Origin of the sequence: Streptomyces sp. H27-H1 (genome assembly GCF_026627445.1) — a bacterium.
Classification (GTDB): Bacteria; Actinomycetota; Actinomycetes; order Streptomycetales; family Streptomycetaceae; genus Streptomyces.
In genome coordinates, this window is the sequence record NZ_JAPNLJ010000037.1 from 49,870 (window position 1) to 67,024 (window position 17,155).

Consider the following 17,155-nt stretch of genomic DNA (forward strand, 5'->3'; position numbering starts at 1 on the left):
GGGGCTCCGTTCACGTCTGGCTGGTTTTACGTAGTGCGTACCTCTTCCAGACGTGTGAAAGAGGCGAGAAGTTGCCTGCCCGGGTCAGCTCATTGCGGCGAGGGCCGCCGGGACCTCGGCCACCGAGTCGACCAGGGCTATCCGGGACTCCATCGCACGGCCCCGGGCCAGCGCCTGGAGCAGCGGCCAGGCCGGCAGCCGCTCGGTCCAGTGGGCGCGGTCGACGAGGACCATGGGAGTCGGCTCGCCGCGGGACTCGTAGTGGTTGGGCGTCGCGTTGTCGAAGATCTCCTGGACCGTGCCCGCCGCGCCCGGCAGGAACACCACGCCCGCGTTGGACCGGGCGAGCAGCCCGTCCTCACGGGTGGCGTTCGCGAAGTACTTCGCGATGTGCCCGGCGAAGGGGTTCGGCGGCTCGTGTCCGTAGAACCAGGTCGGGATGCCCACCGAGTCGCCGCCCGTCACCGCCGGCCAGCGTTCCCGTACGGCGAAGGCCGCGCGCGCCCAGTCGGAGACGGACGGGGTGAAGGAGGGTGCCTTGGCCAGCATCCGCAGGGCTTCGGGCAGGGCGTCGTCAGGGGCGGGGGCGAGGTACGCGCCGAGGTTGGCCGCCTCCATCGCGCCCGGTCCGCCGCCGGTGGCCACGGTCAGTCCGGAGCGGGTCAGCGTCCGACCGAGCTCGGCCGCGCCCCGGTAGGCGTCCCCGCCGCGGGCCATGGCGTGGCCGCCCATCACGCCGACGACGCGGGCGCCGGCGAGGTGCTCGTCGAGGGCGTCGGAGATGGCGTCGTCGTGGATGGAGCGCAGCATCGAGGAGTAGACGTCGCCGCACGACTTGGTCTCCTGGAACCAGGCGTACGCCTCGGCGTCCGGGGTGGCCTCGTAGCCGGCGGACAGTGCGGTGAAGAGTTCCTCGGGCGTATAGAGCAGCCCCCGGTACGGATTGAACGGCAGGTCGGGGACGGGCGGGAAGACCAGGGCGCCGTCCGCGCGCACCTTGACCGAGGCGTCCGGTTCCATCGCGCAGCCCAGGAACACGGCGGCGGAGGTGTCGGCGGACAGCAGGGCGAAGGTCCGCTCCAGGAGGTTGACCGACTGGATCCGGTATCCGCTGAGTGAGCCGCGGGCCGCGACCCGGTCGAATTCGGCGAGCGTCTCGATCTCGATGTCTGCGTTGACCATTCGGCCCACCCTAAGGGCTGCCCGCCTCAGCGGGTCAATGCCAGCGACGTCAGTTGCGACACACCCCAGCTGAGCGGCAGGCACACGGCCACGAGCGCGGTGGCCCGCACCGTGGCGGCCGTACGGAGGACCTTGCCCGGGGCGCCGAGCCCGGCCAGGGTCTCGCGGCCGACGGCCCTGGCCTGGCGGACCTCGACGGCGGAAGTCAGCAGGGTGGCGGCCGCGCACAGTGCCACCAGGGCGGCCGCGGGCGCGGTCAGCGGGCCGAGCGGGACCAGGAGGCCGCCGTGGTCGCGCAGGGCCACGGCGCTGAGGGCGCCCGCCCCGAGGGCACACAGGACACCGAGGGGCGCGCCGAGGCGGGGGGCCTCCTCCTGGAGGGCCCGCCCGGCCAGCAGCCGCAGCGCGCCCGGGCGCACGGCCTGGACGAGCGTCCCGCAGGCGTAGGCCAGACCCGGGCCGGCGAGGGCGAGCCCGAGGCCGGTCAGCGCCCAGCCGACGGGCGGACCGGCTCCGCCGGGGCCGCCGAAGGCCAGCACGGCGAGTCCGCAGGCGGTCAGGGCGATGCCCCAGGGCAGTACGGTCTGCGGCGCGGGCCGCGGATGCGGGCGCATGGCCAGGGCGGTGGCGACCGAGGCGGCCAGCGGGAGCAGGGCCAGCAGGGTGAGGGCGGCCGCCACGGGCAGGGGCTGGTCGGCGTGGAGCAGCTGGGCCCCGGCGCCGTCGAAGGGCAGCCCCGTCACCTCCCCGCGCAGATGGAGGAAGACGGCCAGGGCCACGGTGCTGCCGAGGGTGCAGGCCACGGCGGTGGAGATGGTGGCGACCAGGGTGAGCCGTACGGGTCCCAGCCCGGCGGCGTCCAGCCCTTCCCGGGGCCGGGTCGCCGGGTCGGTACGGGCCACGGCGACGGCGAACTGGACCGTGACGGCGAGGGGGACCAGGGCCCACAGCAGCTGCGGGAACGATCCGGCGGGCCGGGCCGTGGCCTGCGCGAGCACGTACAGCAGCAGGAAGCCGCTGCCGGCCGAGGCGGCGGCGACCAGCAGCCGGCGCAGCTGGACCAGCGGCCGGGAGCCGCGGGCTAGGCGGAGAGCGAGCACGCGGCCTGGTCCTCCGGGGGCTGGGGGAAGGAGGTCGGGGAGAGCGCGGCCGCAGCCGCGGCGGGGCGGCCGTCGAGCAGGGGGAACCGGCGGTCGGCGACGGCCGCGGTCTCCTCGTCGTGGGTGGCCAGCAGCACGGTGATGCCGTGGGAGCGGGCGGCCGTGGTGAGCGTGCGCAGCAGCAGGGAACGCTCGGCGCGGTGCAGCGGGGCGGTGGGCTCGTCGGCGAAGACCACCGCGGGCAGGCCGGCGAGGGCGCGGGCGAGGGCGACGCGCTGGGACTCGGCCCGGTTGAGGGCGCCGGGGCGCTTGCGGGTGAAGGCGCCCATGTCGAGGCGGTCCAGCCATTCGCAGGCGGCCCGTTTGGCGGCACGATGGCTCACGCCCGAGATCAGTAGCGGCAGGGCGGCGTTCTCCCAGACCCGGAGCTCGGGCAGCAGCCCCGGTTCGGGGCCGATCCAGCCGAAGCGGCCCTGGCGCAGCCGCTCGCGGGCCAGGGTTCCCATGGTGTGCACGGGGACGCTGTTGAACCAGACCTCGCCCTGCTCGGGCTGCAGCTGTCCCGACAGGCAGCGCAGCAGCGTGGTCTTGCCGCTGCCCCGGGGGCCCGTGACGGCGAGGATCTCACCCGCGCGGGCGCCGACCGAGACCCCGATGAGGCCCGGCGAACCCCTGTGGGAGTAGTGAAGGGACCGTGCCCAGAGCAGATCGTCCTGGGGCGGGGCATGGTCGGGCGGGGCGTTGTCCGGTCGAGCCACCATGGCGTACACCTCCGTCCGGGGGAACGAAGCGGAGCCCGCTTGGTCACTGGCGCCGCAAAGAGATGTAAAGAGATGAACCTCTTGAATGGTGACAGCACACGGCCCGGACCCCCGCGTTCTCACTCGAACGGAGGATCCGGGCCGTGTGGTCCGGCAGTTTGCCGCCTGTGGGACGGCCGGCGGACGCCCGCTGGTTAGAGCTTGGTCCAGGCCTCGGTGAGCACGCGGCGCAGGATGCCCTCGATCTCATCGAAGGTGCCCTGGTCGGCGGTCAGCGGCGGGGCCAGCTGGATGACCGGGTCGCCACGGTCGTCGGCGCGGCAGTACAGGCCGTTCTCGAAGAGCGCCTTGGAGAGGAAGCCGTAGAGCACGCGCTCCGTCTCCTCGTCCGTGAAGGACTCCTTGGTGACCTTGTCCTTGACGAGCTCGATGCCGTAGAAGTAGCCGTTGCCGCGGACGTCGCCGACGATCGGCAGGTCGTGCAGCTTCTCCAGCGTCGAGCGGAAGGCGTCCTCGTTGTCCAGCACGTGCTGGTTGAGGCCTTCCTTGTCGAAGATGTCGAGGTTGGCGAGCGCCACCGCGGAGGACACCGGGTGTCCGCCGAAGGTGTAGCCGTGCAGGAAGGTGTTGTCACCCTTGTAGAACGGCTCCGCGAGGCGGTCCGAGATGATGCAGGCGCCGATCGGGGAGTAGCCCGAGGTCATGCCCTTCGCGCAGGTGATCATGTCCGGGATGTAGTCGAACTTGTCACAGGCGAACATCGTGCCCAGGCGGCCGAATGCGCAGATCGTCTCGTCGGAGACGAGCAGCACGTCGTACTCGTCGCAGATCTCGCGGACCCGCTGGAAGTACCCGGGCGGCGGCGGGAAGCAGCCGCCGGCGTTCTGCACCGGCTCCAGGAAGACGGCGGCGACGGTGTCGGCGCCCTCGAAAAGGATCTCCTGCTCGATCTGGTCGGCGCACCAGCGGCCGTAGGCCTCCGGGTCGTCGCCGTAGATCGGGGCGCGGTAGATGTTGGTGTTGACCACCTTGTGCGCACCGGGGACCAGCGGCTCGAAGGGGGCCTTCAGGGCCGGCAGGCCGGTGATGGACAGGGCGCCCTGCGGGGTGCCGTGATAGGCCACCGCGCGGGAGATCACCTTGTACTTGGTGTGCTTGCCCTGGAGCTTGAAGTACTGCTTGGCGAGCTTCCAGGCGGTCTCGACGGCCTCGCCGCCACCGGTGGTGAAGAAGACCTTGTTCAGGTCGCCCGGGGCGTAGTGCGCGAGGCGCTCGGCGAGCTCGACGGCCTTGGGGTGCGCGTACGACCAAATGGGGAAGAACGCGAGTTGCTGGGCCTGCTTGTAGGCGACCTCGGCCAGTTCCTTGCGGCCGTGACCGGCGTTGACCACGAACAGTCCGGCGAGACCGTCCAGGTAGCGCTTGCCCTTGTCGTCGAAGATGTAGGTGCCCTCACCCCGCACGATGGTGGGGACGGGCGAGTTCTCGTACGACGACATGCGGGTGAAGTGCATCCACAGGTGGTCGTAGGCGGTCTTGGAGAGGTCCTGGCTCACGGGCTATCGAGTTCCCCACATGTAGGTCTGCTTCTTCAGCTTCAGGTAAACGAAGCTTTCGGTGGATCGCACGCCGGGGAGCGCGCGGATCTTCTTGTTGATCGTTTCGAGCAGGTGGTCGTCGTCCTCGCAGACGATCTCCACCATCAGGTCGAACGAGCCCGCGGTCATCACCACGTACTCGCACTCGGCCATCGCGGTCAGTGCGTCGGCCACCGGGTCGAGGTCTCCCTCGACGTTGATGCCGACCATCGCCTGGCGCCGGAGCCCCACGGTGAGCGGGTCGGTGACGGCGACGATCTGCATGACGCCCTGGTCGAGCAGCTTCTGTACCCGCTGGCGCACCGCTGCTTCGGACAGGCCGACGGCCTTTCCGATCGCCGCGTAAGGACGGCGGCCGTCCTCTTGCAGTTGCTCGATGATCGCCAGGGACACAGCATCGACCGAAGGGGACGGTTGTCTGTTCCTGGAATCTGCGCTTCGACTGACCACGACCTCACTGTGCACGAGGAGTCGTCCGTTCCGCAAGGCGAGAACGATGTAATTCGTTGTTTGGGAGGTCGGATCTCACTGATTCCGTAGTTCGTGGTGTGCGGGCCTGTCGAAAACGGCGTCCGAGGAGCTAGGCTGAGTAGCTGTCTCATCCATTGGACATGTGATCACAGGAGTGTGGCTGTAGTGACCACCGAACTGCGTCGTCTGCGCAACTACATCGGCGGGGAGTTCAAGGACGCCGCCGACGGGCGGACCACCGAGGTGGTCAACCCCGCCACGGGCGAGGCGTACGCGACCGCCCCCCTCTCCGGCCAGGCGGACGTCGACGCCGCCATGGCCGCCGCCGCGGCCGGCTTCCCGGCGTGGCGCGACGCGACCCCCTCCGCGCGGCAGAAGGCCCTGCTGAAGATCGCGGACGCCTTCGAGGCGCGCGCGGACGAACTGGTCGCCACCGAATCGGAGAACACCGGCAAGCCGCTGGGCCTCACGGCCAGCGAGGAGCTGCCGCCGATGGTGGACCAGATCCGCTTCTTCGCGGGCGCCGCGCGCCTGCTGGAGGGCCGCTCGGCCGGCGAGTACATGGAGGGAATGACCTCGATCGTCCGCCGCGAGCCGGTCGGCGTCTGCGCCCAGGTCGCGCCGTGGAACTACCCGATGATGATGGCCGTCTGGAAGTTCGCCCCGGCCCTGGCCGCGGGCAACACCGTGGTCCTCAAGCCCTCGGACACCACTCCGGCCTCCACCCTCCTGATGGCCGAGATCATGGGCTCGATCCTGCCCGAGGGCGTCTTCAACGTCGTCTGCGGCGACCGCGAGACCGGCCGGGCCATGGTCGAGCACCGCACTCCGGCGATGGCCTCCATCACCGGCTCGGTGCGCGCGGGCATGCAGGTCGCCGAGAGCGCCTCCAAGGACGTCAAGCGCGTCCACCTGGAGCTGGGCGGCAAGGCCCCCGTCGTGGTCTTCGGCGACGCGGACATCGCCAAGGCCGCCGAGGACATCGCGGTCGCCGGCTTCTTCAACGCCGGCCAGGACTGCACCGCGGCCACCCGCGTCCTGGTCCACGAGTCGATCCACGACGAGTTCGTCGCGGCGCTGGCCAAGAACGCGGCCGACACCAAGACCGGCCAGCCGGACGACGAGGACGTGCTCTACGGCCCGCTGAACAACCCGAACCAGCTCAAGCAGGTCGCGGGCTTCATCGAGCGGCTCCCCGCCCACGCCAAGGTCGAGGCGGGTGGCCACCAGGTCGGCGAGAAGGGCTACTTCTACGCCCCGACCGTCGTCTCCGGCCTCAAGCAGGACGACGAGATCATCCAGAACGAGATCTTCGGACCCGTCATCACCGTCCAGTCCTTCACGGACGAGGCCCAGGCCCTGGAGTACGCGAACGGCGTCGAGTTCGCCCTCGCCTCCTCGGTGTGGACCAAGGACCACGGCCGCGCCATGCGGATGTCCAAGAACCTCGACTTCGGCTGCGTGTGGATCAACACCCACATCCCGCTCGTCGCCGAGATGCCCCACGGCGGCTTCAAGAAGTCCGGCTACGGCAAGGACCTCTCCGCCTACGGCTTCGAGGACTACACGCGCATCAAGCACGTCATGACCTCGCTCGACGGCTGACCGACGGCCGGGTAGGCGGCCTGCCGGGCGCCGCATCGACCAGGGCAGAGCCTTGAAGGGGCGGGCAATAGACAACATGTCTATTGCCCGCCCTTCGGCGTCCCACGAGGCTCTTCCCATGCCTGAACTCGCCTTCTCCCGCCGCGCGGCGCTGCGTGGCCTCGGTTCCGCGGGGCTGCTGGCCGCCCTCGCCGGCTGTGGTGTCCCCGCCGCGTACGTTCCCGAGGGCCGCCGGGAGGGGCAGGACCACTCCGAGAGCGACCGGAGCGTCTCCTTCTCCAACTGGCCCCTCTACATCGACACCGATGAAGAGGACGAGAGCAGGCGTCCCACGCTGGCCGCCTTCACGGAGAAGACCGGCATCGAGGTCCGGTACACCGAGGAGATCAACGACAACGACGAGTTCTTCGGCAAGGTCAGCCCGTCGCTGATGAACGGCCAGCAGACCGGTCACGACCTGGTCGTGGTAAGCGACTGGATGGCCGCCCGCTTCGTCCACCTCGGCTGGGCCCAGGAGATGGACCGCTCGGCGCAGGCGAACGTGGCCGAGCACCTGGACCCGCAGCTGCGCTCCCCGGCCTTCGACGAGGGCCGGCTGCACACCGTCCCCTGGCAGTCGGGGATCACCGGCATCGCCTACAACCGCAAGGCGCTCGGCCGGGAGATCAAGTCGGTCAAGGACCTGTGGCACCCGGACCTGGCGGGAAAGGTCACGCTCTTCTCCGGTCTCGACGAATCCTTCTCCCTGCTGATGCAGGGCAACGGCGTCGACGTGACCAAGTGGACCGAATCCGACTTCCACCGGATGTGCGACCAGGTGGAGAGCATGGTGAAGAAGAAGCACATCCGCCGCTTCACCGGCAACGACTACACCTCCGACCTCAGCAAGGGTGACGTGCTGGCCTGCCAGGCCTACTCCGGAGACGCGATCCAGCTGCAGGCCGACAACCCCGACATCGAGTTCGTGGTTCCCGAGGAGGGCGCCGAGCTCTGGGCGGAGAGCCTGCTCGTCCCCAACCTCGCCCGGCACAAGGCCAACGCGGAGGCCCTGATCGACTTCTACTACGACCCGGAGATCGCCGCGCTGCTCGCCGCCTCCGTCAACTACGTCTGTCCGGTCCCGGCAGCCCGGGAGGTGCTGGCCGCCTCGGACGACGAGGAGACCGCCGAACTGGCCGAGAACCCGCTGATCTTCCCCGACGACGACATGCGCAAGCGGCTCGTCGTCGCCCGCGACATCTCCGCGGCCGAGCGCGCGGCCTTCGCCAAGCGCTGGAACGCCATCGTCGGCCTCTGAGAGGTGGGGCGACGATCACGGTCCAGCCACAGAACTGAACGCGTTCATCAGTTTGGCTGAACGTGTTCAGAAAACTACGTAGGCTTCCCTGCATGAGCGAGAGAAGCGCCCTTCAGCGGCGGATCCGTGCCTGGCTTGCCCTGTTCCTCGTCTGCCTGGTGCTCAGCGGACTCACCGCCTTCCCCCTGGTGAGCGAACTCCACTGGGCCAATGCCCTGGTGGACAACGTATGGCTGCGCCGAGTCGGCGACGGGCTGGAGAGGGCGGACTCCGAGTACCCCTTCCTCCTCTACGGCACCGACTGGCTCGCCTTCGCCCACCTGGTGATCGCCGTCTTCTTCTACGGGGTCCACCGCGACCCGGTCCGCAACGTCTGGATCGTCGAGGCCGGCATGATCGCCTGCGCCGGCATCGTCCCCCTGGCCCTGATCTGCGGCCCCATCCGGGGCATCCCCTTCTGGTGGAGCGTCATAGACATGTCGTTCGGGGTCTTCGGGGTGGTCCCGCTGCTGATCCTGCGACGCATGATCAAGCGGCTGGAGGCCCTGCCGACGGACACCGCCCGGGGACCGCGGCCGGCCCCCGTGCCGGCCGCGGCCGAGGCCCGGAGCTGAGACCGCGCTACTCGGAGAAGGCCGCCATCACGATGTCGAGGGCCACCGGGTTCATGTCCTGGCCCTTGGCATCGGTCGAGTTGACCGAGTACACCAGGGTGCGGGACAGGTCGCGGGTGCCGCCTATCGCCGTGTTGTAGCCGTGCCGGCTGCCCGTCTTGCCCCAGGCGACCGTGCCGTCGGGCAGCGTGATCCGCGCCATCCCGGCCGTCAGCGTCGCGGCCTTGCCCGTGACGAAGTCCTTCACTCCGGGGACCGTGAACATCTCCTCGAGCTGCGCCTTCGGCACGAGGCGCCCGCTGAAGAGAGCGACGGTGAACCGCTCCAGATCGGCCGTGGTGGAAATGATGTCGCCCGCGGCCCACCGGTCCGAGGAGTTCCACTCGGTCACGTCCCGCAGCTCGGTGGAACCGTCCTCGCGCGCCACCGCCTGGTACCCGTGGTGGTGCGGACCCGGTATGCGGGTCTGCAAGCGGCCCGGGAAGGAGGTGTCCCGCAGACCCAGCGGCTTCAGGATCCGCGCCCCGACCGCCTTCTCGTACGTCGTGCCCGTCACCTTCTCGATCAGCACGCCCAGCACCGTGTAGTTGATGTTCAGGTAGTGCTGGGCCGTGCCCGGGACGAACTCGGGGTTCTTGGCCACCGCAGCGGCGATCTGGTCGTGCGGATCGGTCACGTCGAAGCGGTGCTCCCACTGCGCCTCGAAGGAGTCGCCCGGACCGTCGGCCGCCGGTATCCCGCTGGTGTAGGTGAGCAGCTGCCGGACGGTGACCGTGCCGTACGCCTCGGGTACGGTCCCGGGCAGGTACCGGCGCACCGGCCGGTCGAGATCCAGCCTGCCCTCGGCGGCGAGCTGGAGCACCACCGCCGAGGTGAAGGTCTTGGTCACCGACCCGGCCCGGAACCGGCCCTCCTCGATCGCCCCGCGGCCGGTGCGGATGTCCGCGACACCGGAACTGCCCCGCCAGCTCCCGCTCGTGCCGCCCACCCGTACCAGCGCGGCCGTCGCCTCCTTGTGCTGAGCGCCGAGTCCGGCGATCGCCTTCTCCAGCGCCGTGGCGTTCGGCGGCGTCGAGATCAGCGGCTGCGGCTTCTGCGCCGAGGCCGGGACCGGTGCCTGCGCCGGGGCGGCGTGGGCGACGGCCGGTCCGGCCGCGAAGCCCAGGACCAGAGCGGCGGCGATCAGCGTGCGGGTCTTCGCGTTCATGGTGGGATCCCCCTGTCGGTTCTCCGGGCGGCTTCCGCCCCGATGACCTCAATGCTGCTGGTCACAGGGGTAGTTGCGGATCACCACCGAGAGGGGTCTTTGCCGGTACGACAACTCACCACCGGGAGTGAGGAGACACCCGCCGTCTCACTCCCCAGAGGGAGATACCCGAGAGCCAGCCGCCACCAGGCCCGTCTCGTACGCGCAGATCACCGCCTGGATCCGGTCCCGCAGCCCCAGCTTCGACAGCACGTTGCCCACATGGGACTTGACCGTGTGCTCGCTCACCATCAGCTCCGCCGCGAGCTCAGCGTTCGACAACCCCCGGCCCAGGTGCAGCAGCGTCTCCCGCTCCCGGGCCGTCAGTACCTCCAGCCGCTCCGCGGACAGCGCCTCCCCGGCCGCCGGCCGGGCCGTCGCCGCCGTGTACTGCGCGATCAGCCGCCGGGCCACCGAAGGCGCCAGCAAGGATTCGCCCGCCGCCACCACCCGTACGGCATGCACCAGATCGTCCCGGCGCACGTCCTTGAGCAGGAAGCCGCTGGCTCCCGCGTGCAGCGCCTCGTACACGTACTCGTCCGAGTCGAAGGTCGTCAGCATCACCGTCCGGCAGGAGCTCGTCGCCGAGATGGACCGGCACGCCTCGATCCCGTCCAGCACCGGCATCCGGACGTCCAGCAACGCCACGTCGGGCGCGAGGGACCGTACCGCCGCGACCGCCGCGGCCCCGTCCCCGACCTCCGCCACCACCTCGATGTCCTCCTGGACGTCCAGGATCATCGCGAAGCCGCTGCGCACCAGCTCCTGGTCGTCAGCTACCACCACACGGATCGTCAACTCCCCACCTCCGCACCCGACGTTACAAGCACCACCCGCACCTCGAAGCCGGTGCCGTCCGGGCCGGGCCCCGACCGGGCCGTGCCCCCGTGGGCGGCAGCCCGCTCGCGGATCCCGATCAGACCGTGTCCGCCCGACCGCGCCTGCGGCACCGAGGAGCCCGTGCCCGGGCCCCGCCCGTCGTCCGTGACCGTCACCGTGAGCTCCCGATCCCCGTACTCCAGACGCACGGACACCGCCGATGCCCCGGCGTGCTTGACCACATTGGTCAGGGCCTCCTGCACCACCCGGTGCACCGTCGCCTCCAGCGCCGCGGGCAGGCTGCGCACCGAGCCCGTGCGCTCGTAGCTCACCGCCGGCCCGCTGCCCCGTACCCGCTCCAGCAGCCCCGCCAGCTCCCGGACACCGGGCTGCGGGGAGCGCGGCGCCGCCTCGTCCGTGCGCAGCACCCCCAGCATCGTGCGCAGCTGGGCCATCGCGTCCCGGCCGGTCTCGGCGATGGCCTCGAAGGCGGCCTCGGCCCGCTCGGGGGCCCTGCGTACCGCCACCGGACCGGCCTCCGCCTGCACGATCATGATGCTGACCGCGTGCGAGAGGATGTCGTGCATCTCCCGCGCGATGCGGGCCCGTTCGCGGGCGGCCGCCTGCTCCGCCTCGATCCGGTTGGCCCGCTCCAGCTGAGCGGCCCGGTCCAGGAGGGCCGCCGTGTACGCCTGCCGGGTGTGCTGCAGCCGCCCCAGTGCGTATGCCGCGCCCGAGACGAAGAGCGTGAAGAGCAGTTCGCGCGCGGTCCCGGTGTTCCGGCTCACCGACAGGGCGACCGTGAGGACCGTGAGCCCGCCCACCGCCAGCCGGACCCGGGCCGTGCACTGCAGGGCGACCGTGTAGAAGGCGATCAGTCCCGCGTACGGCATGGGCTGCCCCGGGCCGTCGACCGCCAGTTTGTACACGCCGCCGGCCAGCAGGATCGCGGTCAGCACCGCCAACGGGGCCCGGCGCCGCCAGACCAGCGGAAGCACGCCGAGCGTGGTCATCGCGTACGAGGCCCAGTCCGCGGGCGGCGCTTCGGCCGACCGGGGCACCACGAAGGGCATCGTGACGGCCAGTTGCACCAGCAGCGTCAGCCCCAGGTCCTGGCGGCGCGGACCGGCCCGCCGGATTCGCGCCGCGAGCTCCTCCCAAGCGTGTATCACCGGCCGAGCTCGGCCCGTACGGCTTTGAGCGCGTCCATCCGGTTCGTGGTGATCGAGTCCACCCCGGACCTGAGCAGAGCCCGCATCGAGCGTTTGGTGTCCGGGGTCCAGGCCGACACCAGCAGGCCGTCCCGGTGCAGGGCGCCCACCAGCTCCGGGCCGACCAGTCCGAAGCGGTAGTTGAGGTAGCTCGGGGCGACCGCGTCGATCAGCACCCGGCGCGGCGGCGCCAGCGTGGTCCACGTCAGCGCGATCTCGGCGCCCGGATCGGCGGCGCGCACCGCGAGCATGGCGGCCGGACCCGCGCAGTAGTACGTACGGTCACGGGCCCCGCACTCGCGGACCTGGCCGACGACGGTCCGTACGGTCTCGGCCGTCGCACCCGGCAGGTCGATCATGACCCGGCCCGCGCCGGTGGCCATCAGGGCGTCGCGCAGGGTCGGGACCCCGCCGTCCGTCAGCTCCCGCAGCTGCGGGGCCGTGACGTCTTCGAGCCGGACGTCGTGGCCCCACAGCCGCTGGAGGTCCTCGTCGTGGAGCAGTACGGGGACCTGGTCGCGGGTCATCCGTACGTCGATCTCGACCGCGTCCGCCCCGTGGTCGAAGGCGGAGCGGATCGAGGGCAGGGTGTTCTCGCGGAGGCGGTAGGGATCCCCGCGGTGGCCTACGGCAGTCAGGGTGCGCATGCGCCCATTCTGCGCAACCGTCAGGAAGCCAGCCAGGCGGAGGTGTACGTGTCGATCTCGGCGGTGAGCCGCGCCTTGCCGGCCGGGTCGAGGAAGGAGGCCTCGACGGCGTTCTTCGCGAGCTGGGCGAGGCCCCGCTCGTCCAGGTCGAGGAGCCGCGCGGCCACCGCGTACTCGTTGTTGAGGTCGGAGCCGAACATCGGCGGGTCGTCGCTGTTGATGGTGACGAGCACGCCGGCCGCCACCATCTCCTTGACGGGGTGCTCGTCGAGGGTGGCGACGGCGCGGGTGGCGATGTTGGAGGTGGGGCAGACCTCCAGCGCGATGCGGTGCTCGGCGAGGTAGGCGAGGAGCTCCGGGTCGCGGGTGGCGCTGGTTCCGTGGCCGATGCGCTCGGCGCCCAGCTCGCGGATCGCGTCCCAGATGGTCTCCGGGCCGGTGGTCTCGCCGGCGTGCGGCACGCTGTGCAGGCCGGCGGCGCGGGCGGCGTCGAAGTACGGCTTGAACTGCGGGCGCGGCACGCCGATCTCGGGACCGCCCAGGCCAAAGGAGACCAGGCCCTCGGGGCGCAGGTCCACGGCGAGGCGGGCGGTTTCCGCGGCGGCTTCCGCGCCGGCTTCGCCGGGGATGTCGAAGCACCAGCGCAGGATCACTCCGAGCTCGGTCTCGGCGGCCTTGCGGGCGTCCTCGATGGCCTCCATGAAGGCCTTCTCGTCGATGCCGCGGCGGGTGGAGGAGTACGGGGTGACCGTGAGCTCGGCGTACCGGATGTTCTGCCGGGCCATGTCGCGGGCGATCTCGAAGGTCAGGTGGCGCACGTCGTCGGGGGTGCGGACCAGGTCGACGACGGAGAGGTAGACCTCGATGAAGTGCGCGAAGTCGGTGAAGCTGAAGTAGTCGGCGATGGCCTCGGGGTCGGTGGGGACCTTGGAATCGGGGTGCCGGGAGGCGAGTTCGGCCACGATGCGGGGGGAGGCCGAGCCGACGTGGTGGACGTGCAGTTCGGCCTTGGGCAGCCCCGCGATGAAGGGGTGCAGGTCGGACATGAGGGCGCCTCCGAAGAACGCGGTACGAATGGAACGGCCTTCATCGTAGGCAGGACCCGGACCGTCGAAGGGGCTGTCTGAGGCAGCGCATAGCATGGCAGTACGAGAGGGGGGCGCCTTATGACCGATCAGAGCCCCGAGTCGCGAGACCCCTGGGCGCCGCCGGAGCAGCCCGCGGTCGATCTGGGGAAGCAGCAGGGCGGGCGGGGGGCGCCGGGGGCGCCCGGGGTGCACGACCAGCAGACCGTCGCGGGCATGCCCGGCGGCGGCATACCCCAGGCCGGGCCGCCGGCCGGGCAAGGTCCCGCGCCCGCCCATGGGCCGCAGCCCGGGCAGAGCCCCGCCTACGGATACCCGGCCCAGCCGGATCCGGCCGGGTACGGCTATCCGGCCCCGCCGGCCGCTCCGCAGGCCCCGTACGGCGGGTACCCCGCATACCAGGGCTATCCCGGGTATCCGGGGAACGGCGGATATCCGCCGCACGCCCCCAAGAGCAACGGCTTCGGCGTCACGGCGCTCGTGCTCGGGATCATCGCCGTGGTCAGTTGCTACCTCGGCCTCCTGTTCGGCGTTCCGGCGGTCATCTTCGGCGTGCTGGCCCGTGGCAAGGCCAAGCGCGGCGAGGCCGACAACGAGGGCATGGCGCTGGCCGGCATCATCACCGGCGCGGTCGGCATCGTGATCAGCTGCCTGTTCATCGCCATCGCGATCGTCGCCGTCATGGCCGACGACGGAGGGTCCGACTACGACACGGACTCCGACTACGAGTACTCGACTCCGTACCAGAACTCGCAGGTCCTCCACCGGGGCTGAGCCGGGCGGCGGGTACGACGGGAGGGCCGGGCCGGAACACGTACGTGTTCCGGCCCGGCCCTCCCGTCGTAGCGGAGCCGTGCCGTCAGGCGGCCGGGGCCGCCGCCGCGCCGTCCCACGGCCATACGGCGTCCCGGCCGTCCTCGATCAGGGACACCATGCGGAAGGCCGCGTCCGTGAGCCCGCCGAAGGTGTGCCGGTTCGCTGACCCGGAGGGCGCGTGGCCCACCCGGTATCCGGCGAGGTTCCACGTGTACACCGGGACCGTGCCCGGTACCAGGGCGGTCGGGTCCCCGCCGTACGCGTATGTGGCCTGCTCGTCGGTGACGATCAGGACCCGGTCGTGCCCCTTGTAGTGCGTGCGCACCGCCTCCGCCGTGTAGGTGCCGCCGAGGTTTTCGAACCGCTCCAGCACCTTCAGCACCGACTCGCCCCGGCCGTACGCGACCGCCTTGCTGCCGGTGCCGAACTGCACGAGGTCCGCTTCCTCGGCGCGCAACGCCAGCGCCGTCCCGAAAACGGCCGCCGCGTCGGCCCGGTTCAGCTGCGAGCGGTCCGACAGCGGGGACCACATCGACCCGGACCGGTCCACCAGGATCAGCGTCCGCCCGGTCAGCGCCGGTACGTTGCCCAGCGAGAGCCCGAGCGCCCGCTCCAGCGGGTACGCCCAGCGCAGCGAGGGCGCGTGCTGGTGGGCGGCCAGGTAGCGGAAGGGGAACTGCCGGGAACGGGCGACGGTCTGCGGGTCGGAGATCTTCGCCGCGACCCGCGCGGCCACCTCGTCCGAGACCCCGGCCTGGTCGAAGTTGCGCAGGTTGCGCAGCAGCGCCATGGCGCCCATGGACGGGATGACCGCCTCCCAGGCGGCCGCGTCCATCGGCCCCTGCAGCCAGCCCGCCAGCGCCTCCCAGGTCATGCCCGCCGCGGCGAGCCGCTCGGCGCCGTCCGCAGCGGTGACCACGGCCCGGCGCTCCGCCACGGGCACCTCCATGAGCGCCCGGTGCGCGAGAAGGGTGCGGTTGCCCGCCGGGACCTCGGCGTCCTCGGGGTGGTGCCGGCGGTCGAGGGCGTACCGGAACAGCTCGCCCTGCCAGGGCTTGGCCGGGTCGGGGGAGGCGTGCACGAGGTTGAGGACGTCGCCGAAGCGGTAGCCCTTGCTCGCCGTGTCGTACTTCAGGAGGGAGACGCCGTTGTACAGGCGGCGCACGGCGTCGGCGATGCCGCGCTTGACGGGCTTGGGCACGTTCCGCCCGTACGTCGCCGTCCAGTAGGCGAGCAGCTCGCCGGGCTCGTCCGCGCGCAGCAGTACGCGGTCCACGACCTGCCGGTTCGACGGCCCCCCGGTCGCTCCTGCGTCGAGGCGCGCCTTGACGTACTCGGCCGCGCCGACGAGCGAGGCGGTCCGCATGTTGCCCTCGCCGCGCAGCCAACCGAGCAGGCCGGCGGTCCACTGCGGATCCTCGAGGGCGAGGGTGCGCACGAGCGCGGTGAACCGGTCGTCGCGGGCCCCGCCGGACTCGTAAGCGGTCCGCTGCGTCACGAAGTTGGCGACGGCGAGCAGGAACAGCTCGGAGCGCGCATCGCGGACGTACCCCGCGCTGCCGTGGTGGTTGGGCGCGCGCCGGCCGGTGGAGCGGACGGGCGAAGCGGGCGCGGTGGGCGCCGTCTTGGAGCGGAGCACGTTGAAGCGAGCCATGTGAATCCCCCCGAATTCAGTGGAAACCGGGGGAGGCGTGACGTGCGGAACGCCCGAGATCGAAGTCGGCGACGGACTGTGTCGACTGCTCTGCCAACTGAGCTACCGGCCGGAGCCGGGCGGGACTCGAACCCGCGACCCGTTGATCCGGAAGGAGCCGCTGCCTGCGCACCGGGCGTTCCGCACGCGTGCCTCCCGAGATCAGAAGCGGCGGCGGCGTGTTTTCTGCAAGAAGTAGCCGCAGCCAGGCGCACCGGGAGGTGCGTGACGTAGGTGTCCAGAGGTCGAAGCCGGCGAAACCACAAGGTGCTCTGCCAGCTGAGCTACACCGGCCCGAAGCCGGTGACGGGACTCGAACCCGCGGCCGCCCGATTATGAGTCGAAGTAGGTTTCGCCTTCGCACCTGGACGAGGATCACGCTAATCCCAGGCCCTCGCCGATGCCATCGATTAACTCTCCGTCCGCAGCCGCTCGCGCGCCTCCATCAGGGCGAAGCCGAGCAGGTTCAGCCCCCGCCACCGCGCCGGGTCCAGGGCACGCTCGTCGTCGGCCGCGAGCCCGATGCCCCAGATCCGGTCCATCGGGCTCGCCTCCACGAGGACCCGCTTCCCGGTGGAGAGCAGATACGACTTCAGCGCCGGGTCGGAGCCGAACTTGTGCACGCTGCCCTCCACCACCAGCGCGAACCGCTCCCGTTCCCACACCGCGTCGTCGAAGCCGCGCACCAGCCGCCCGGCCTTCTTCGCGGCTGCCGGGCTCCCGGCTTCCAGCGCCGCTCGCTCGGCCTCCGGATCCCCGAACAACCGGGCCTTTCCAGCCATCATCCAGTGCTCGGCCGTGGCGTACCGGACGTCACCCACGGTGAACTCGGACGGCCACCACTGGCTGAGACAGCTCGGGCCGAGCGTCCCGTCGGGCCGCGGGCGGTGCCCCCAGAACGGCAGGTACTTCACCCGCTCACCCCGGTTGACCTGCTCTATCAGTTCCTCGGTCGTCTCCATGCACGCGAGTCTGGCAGTAGCCACGGACACTTCGTACGGGTTTTTGGG

The 17,155-nt window shown here is 71.1% G+C and carries 16 protein-coding genes and 1 tRNA gene; 4 read left to right on the top strand and 13 right to left on the bottom strand.

The window, feature by feature from the left end; translation table 11 throughout:
* Positions 1-84: 84 nt before the first annotated feature.
* The 5 genes from OTB20_RS31070 to OTB20_RS31090 form a co-directional block, all read right to left on the bottom strand.
* Positions 85-1,182 (bottom strand): LOG family protein, encoded by a 1,098-nt coding sequence (locus tag OTB20_RS31070; RefSeq protein ID WP_267822589.1) that lies wholly within the window; start codon positions 1,180-1,182, stop codon positions 85-87.
* 26 nt (positions 1,183-1,208) lie between these two features.
* Complete coding sequence (locus tag OTB20_RS31075; protein ID WP_267822591.1) at positions 1,209-2,282, bottom strand: hypothetical protein; 1,074 nt, start codon at positions 2,280-2,282, stop codon at positions 1,209-1,211.
* On the bottom strand, positions 2,264-3,043 hold the full coding sequence (locus OTB20_RS31080) for an ABC transporter ATP-binding protein (protein WP_267822593.1): 780 nt from the start codon (positions 3,041-3,043) through the stop codon (positions 2,264-2,266). The genes OTB20_RS31075 and OTB20_RS31080 overlap by 19 nt, the downstream gene beginning before the upstream one ends.
* 194 nt (positions 3,044-3,237) lie before the next feature.
* Positions 3,238-4,599, bottom strand: coding sequence for an aspartate aminotransferase family protein (locus OTB20_RS31085; RefSeq protein WP_267753424.1), 1,362 nt, complete (start codon positions 4,597-4,599; stop codon positions 3,238-3,240).
* Between the two features lie 3 nt (positions 4,600-4,602).
* Complete coding sequence (locus tag OTB20_RS31090) at positions 4,603-5,106, bottom strand: Lrp/AsnC family transcriptional regulator (RefSeq protein WP_073910973.1); 504 nt, start codon at positions 5,104-5,106, stop codon at positions 4,603-4,605.
* A gap of 171 nt (positions 5,107-5,277) precedes the next feature.
* On the opposite strand from OTB20_RS31090, the gene OTB20_RS31095 reads away from it, so the two are divergent.
* The 3 genes from OTB20_RS31095 to OTB20_RS31105 all read left to right on the top strand — a co-directional run bounded on the left by OTB20_RS31095 (position 5,278) and on the right by OTB20_RS31105 (position 8,628).
* Positions 5,278-6,717 carry a gamma-aminobutyraldehyde dehydrogenase gene (locus OTB20_RS31095; RefSeq protein WP_267822595.1) on the top strand — a complete coding sequence of 480 codons (1,440 nt, stop codon included), beginning with the start codon at positions 5,278-5,280 and terminating at the stop codon, positions 6,715-6,717.
* A gap of 118 nt (positions 6,718-6,835) precedes the next feature.
* Positions 6,836-8,014, top strand: coding sequence for an ABC transporter substrate-binding protein (locus OTB20_RS31100; protein WP_267822596.1), 1,179 nt, complete (start codon positions 6,836-6,838; stop codon positions 8,012-8,014).
* 92 nt (positions 8,015-8,106) lie between these two features.
* Positions 8,107-8,628, top strand: coding sequence for a hypothetical protein (locus tag OTB20_RS31105; protein ID WP_267822598.1), 522 nt, complete (start codon positions 8,107-8,109; stop codon positions 8,626-8,628).
* A gap of 7 nt (positions 8,629-8,635) precedes the next feature.
* On the opposite strand, the gene OTB20_RS31110 is transcribed toward OTB20_RS31105, so the two are convergent.
* The 5 genes from OTB20_RS31110 to OTB20_RS31130 all read right to left on the bottom strand — a co-directional run bounded on the left by OTB20_RS31110 (position 8,636) and on the right by OTB20_RS31130 (position 13,597).
* Positions 8,636-9,835: a serine hydrolase domain-containing protein gene (locus OTB20_RS31110; protein WP_267822600.1), complete on the bottom strand. Its 1,200-nt coding sequence runs from the start codon at positions 9,833-9,835 to the stop codon at positions 8,636-8,638.
* A 147-nt stretch (positions 9,836-9,982) separates the two neighbouring features.
* A complete protein-coding gene (locus OTB20_RS31115) occupies positions 9,983-10,672 on the bottom strand; it encodes a response regulator (RefSeq protein WP_267822601.1) in 690 nt (229 codons plus the stop codon).
* On the bottom strand, positions 10,669-11,865 hold the full coding sequence (locus OTB20_RS31120; RefSeq protein WP_420716519.1) for a sensor histidine kinase: 1,197 nt from the start codon (positions 11,863-11,865) through the stop codon (positions 10,669-10,671). The genes OTB20_RS31115 and OTB20_RS31120 overlap by 4 nt, the downstream gene beginning before the upstream one ends.
* Entirely contained in the window at positions 11,862-12,551 is a 690-nt protein-coding gene (locus OTB20_RS31125; protein WP_267822603.1) for a glycerophosphodiester phosphodiesterase, read from the bottom strand. Before OTB20_RS31125 ends, OTB20_RS31120 begins: the two co-directional genes overlap by 4 nt.
* Before the next feature lie 20 nt (positions 12,552-12,571).
* Positions 12,572-13,597: an adenosine deaminase gene (locus OTB20_RS31130; RefSeq protein ID WP_267822606.1), complete on the bottom strand. Its 1,026-nt coding sequence runs from the start codon at positions 13,595-13,597 to the stop codon at positions 12,572-12,574.
* 120 nt (positions 13,598-13,717) lie between these two features.
* On the opposite strand from OTB20_RS31130, the gene OTB20_RS31135 reads away from it, so the two are divergent.
* Positions 13,718-14,410 (top strand): DUF4190 domain-containing protein, encoded by a 693-nt coding sequence (locus OTB20_RS31135; protein WP_267822608.1) that lies wholly within the window; start codon positions 13,718-13,720, stop codon positions 14,408-14,410.
* A gap of 85 nt (positions 14,411-14,495) precedes the next feature.
* Here the strand turns inward: OTB20_RS31135 and OTB20_RS31140 are convergent, their stop codons facing one another.
* The 3 genes from OTB20_RS31140 to OTB20_RS31150 all read right to left on the bottom strand — a co-directional run bounded on the left by OTB20_RS31140 (position 14,496) and on the right by OTB20_RS31150 (position 17,107).
* On the bottom strand, positions 14,496-16,106 hold the full coding sequence (locus tag OTB20_RS31140) for a TROVE domain-containing protein (RefSeq protein ID WP_267822610.1): 1,611 nt from the start codon (positions 16,104-16,106) through the stop codon (positions 14,496-14,498).
* A 340-nt stretch (positions 16,107-16,446) separates the two neighbouring features.
* Positions 16,447-16,511: transfer RNA gene (locus OTB20_RS31145), tRNA-Met, on the bottom strand.
* 44 nt (positions 16,512-16,555) lie between these two features.
* On the bottom strand, positions 16,556-17,107 hold the full coding sequence (locus OTB20_RS31150; protein ID WP_267822612.1) for an NADAR family protein: 552 nt from the start codon (positions 17,105-17,107) through the stop codon (positions 16,556-16,558).
* Positions 17,108-17,155 lie beyond the last annotated feature (48 nt).

Excerpts from the sequence above, each read along its gene's own strand:
- OTB20_RS31135 (WP_267822608.1), top strand. The coding sequence starts at position 13,718 with ATGACCGATCAGAGCCCCGAGTCGCGAGACCCCTGGGCGCCGCCGGAG.
- OTB20_RS31125 (WP_267822603.1), bottom strand. The coding sequence starts at position 12,551 with ATGCGCACCCTGACTGCCGTAGGCCACCGCGGGGATCCCTACCGCCTC.
- OTB20_RS31150 (WP_267822612.1), bottom strand. The coding sequence starts at position 17,107 with ATGGAGACGACCGAGGAACTGATAGAGCAGGTCAACCGGGGTGAGCGG.
- OTB20_RS31105 (WP_267822598.1), top strand. The coding sequence starts at position 8,107 with ATGAGCGAGAGAAGCGCCCTTCAGCGGCGGATCCGTGCCTGGCTTGCC.
- OTB20_RS31070 (WP_267822589.1), bottom strand. The coding sequence starts at position 1,182 with ATGGTCAACGCAGACATCGAGATCGAGACGCTCGCCGAATTCGACCGG.
- OTB20_RS31100 (WP_267822596.1), top strand. The coding sequence starts at position 6,836 with ATGCCTGAACTCGCCTTCTCCCGCCGCGCGGCGCTGCGTGGCCTCGGT.
- OTB20_RS31110 (WP_267822600.1), bottom strand. The coding sequence starts at position 9,835 with ATGAACGCGAAGACCCGCACGCTGATCGCCGCCGCTCTGGTCCTGGGC.
- OTB20_RS31080 (WP_267822593.1), bottom strand. The coding sequence starts at position 3,043 with ATGGTGGCTCGACCGGACAACGCCCCGCCCGACCATGCCCCGCCCCAG.
- OTB20_RS31130 (WP_267822606.1), bottom strand. The coding sequence starts at position 13,597 with ATGTCCGACCTGCACCCCTTCATCGCGGGGCTGCCCAAGGCCGAACTG.
- OTB20_RS31140 (WP_267822610.1), bottom strand. The coding sequence starts at position 16,106 with ATGGCTCGCTTCAACGTGCTCCGCTCCAAGACGGCGCCCACCGCGCCC.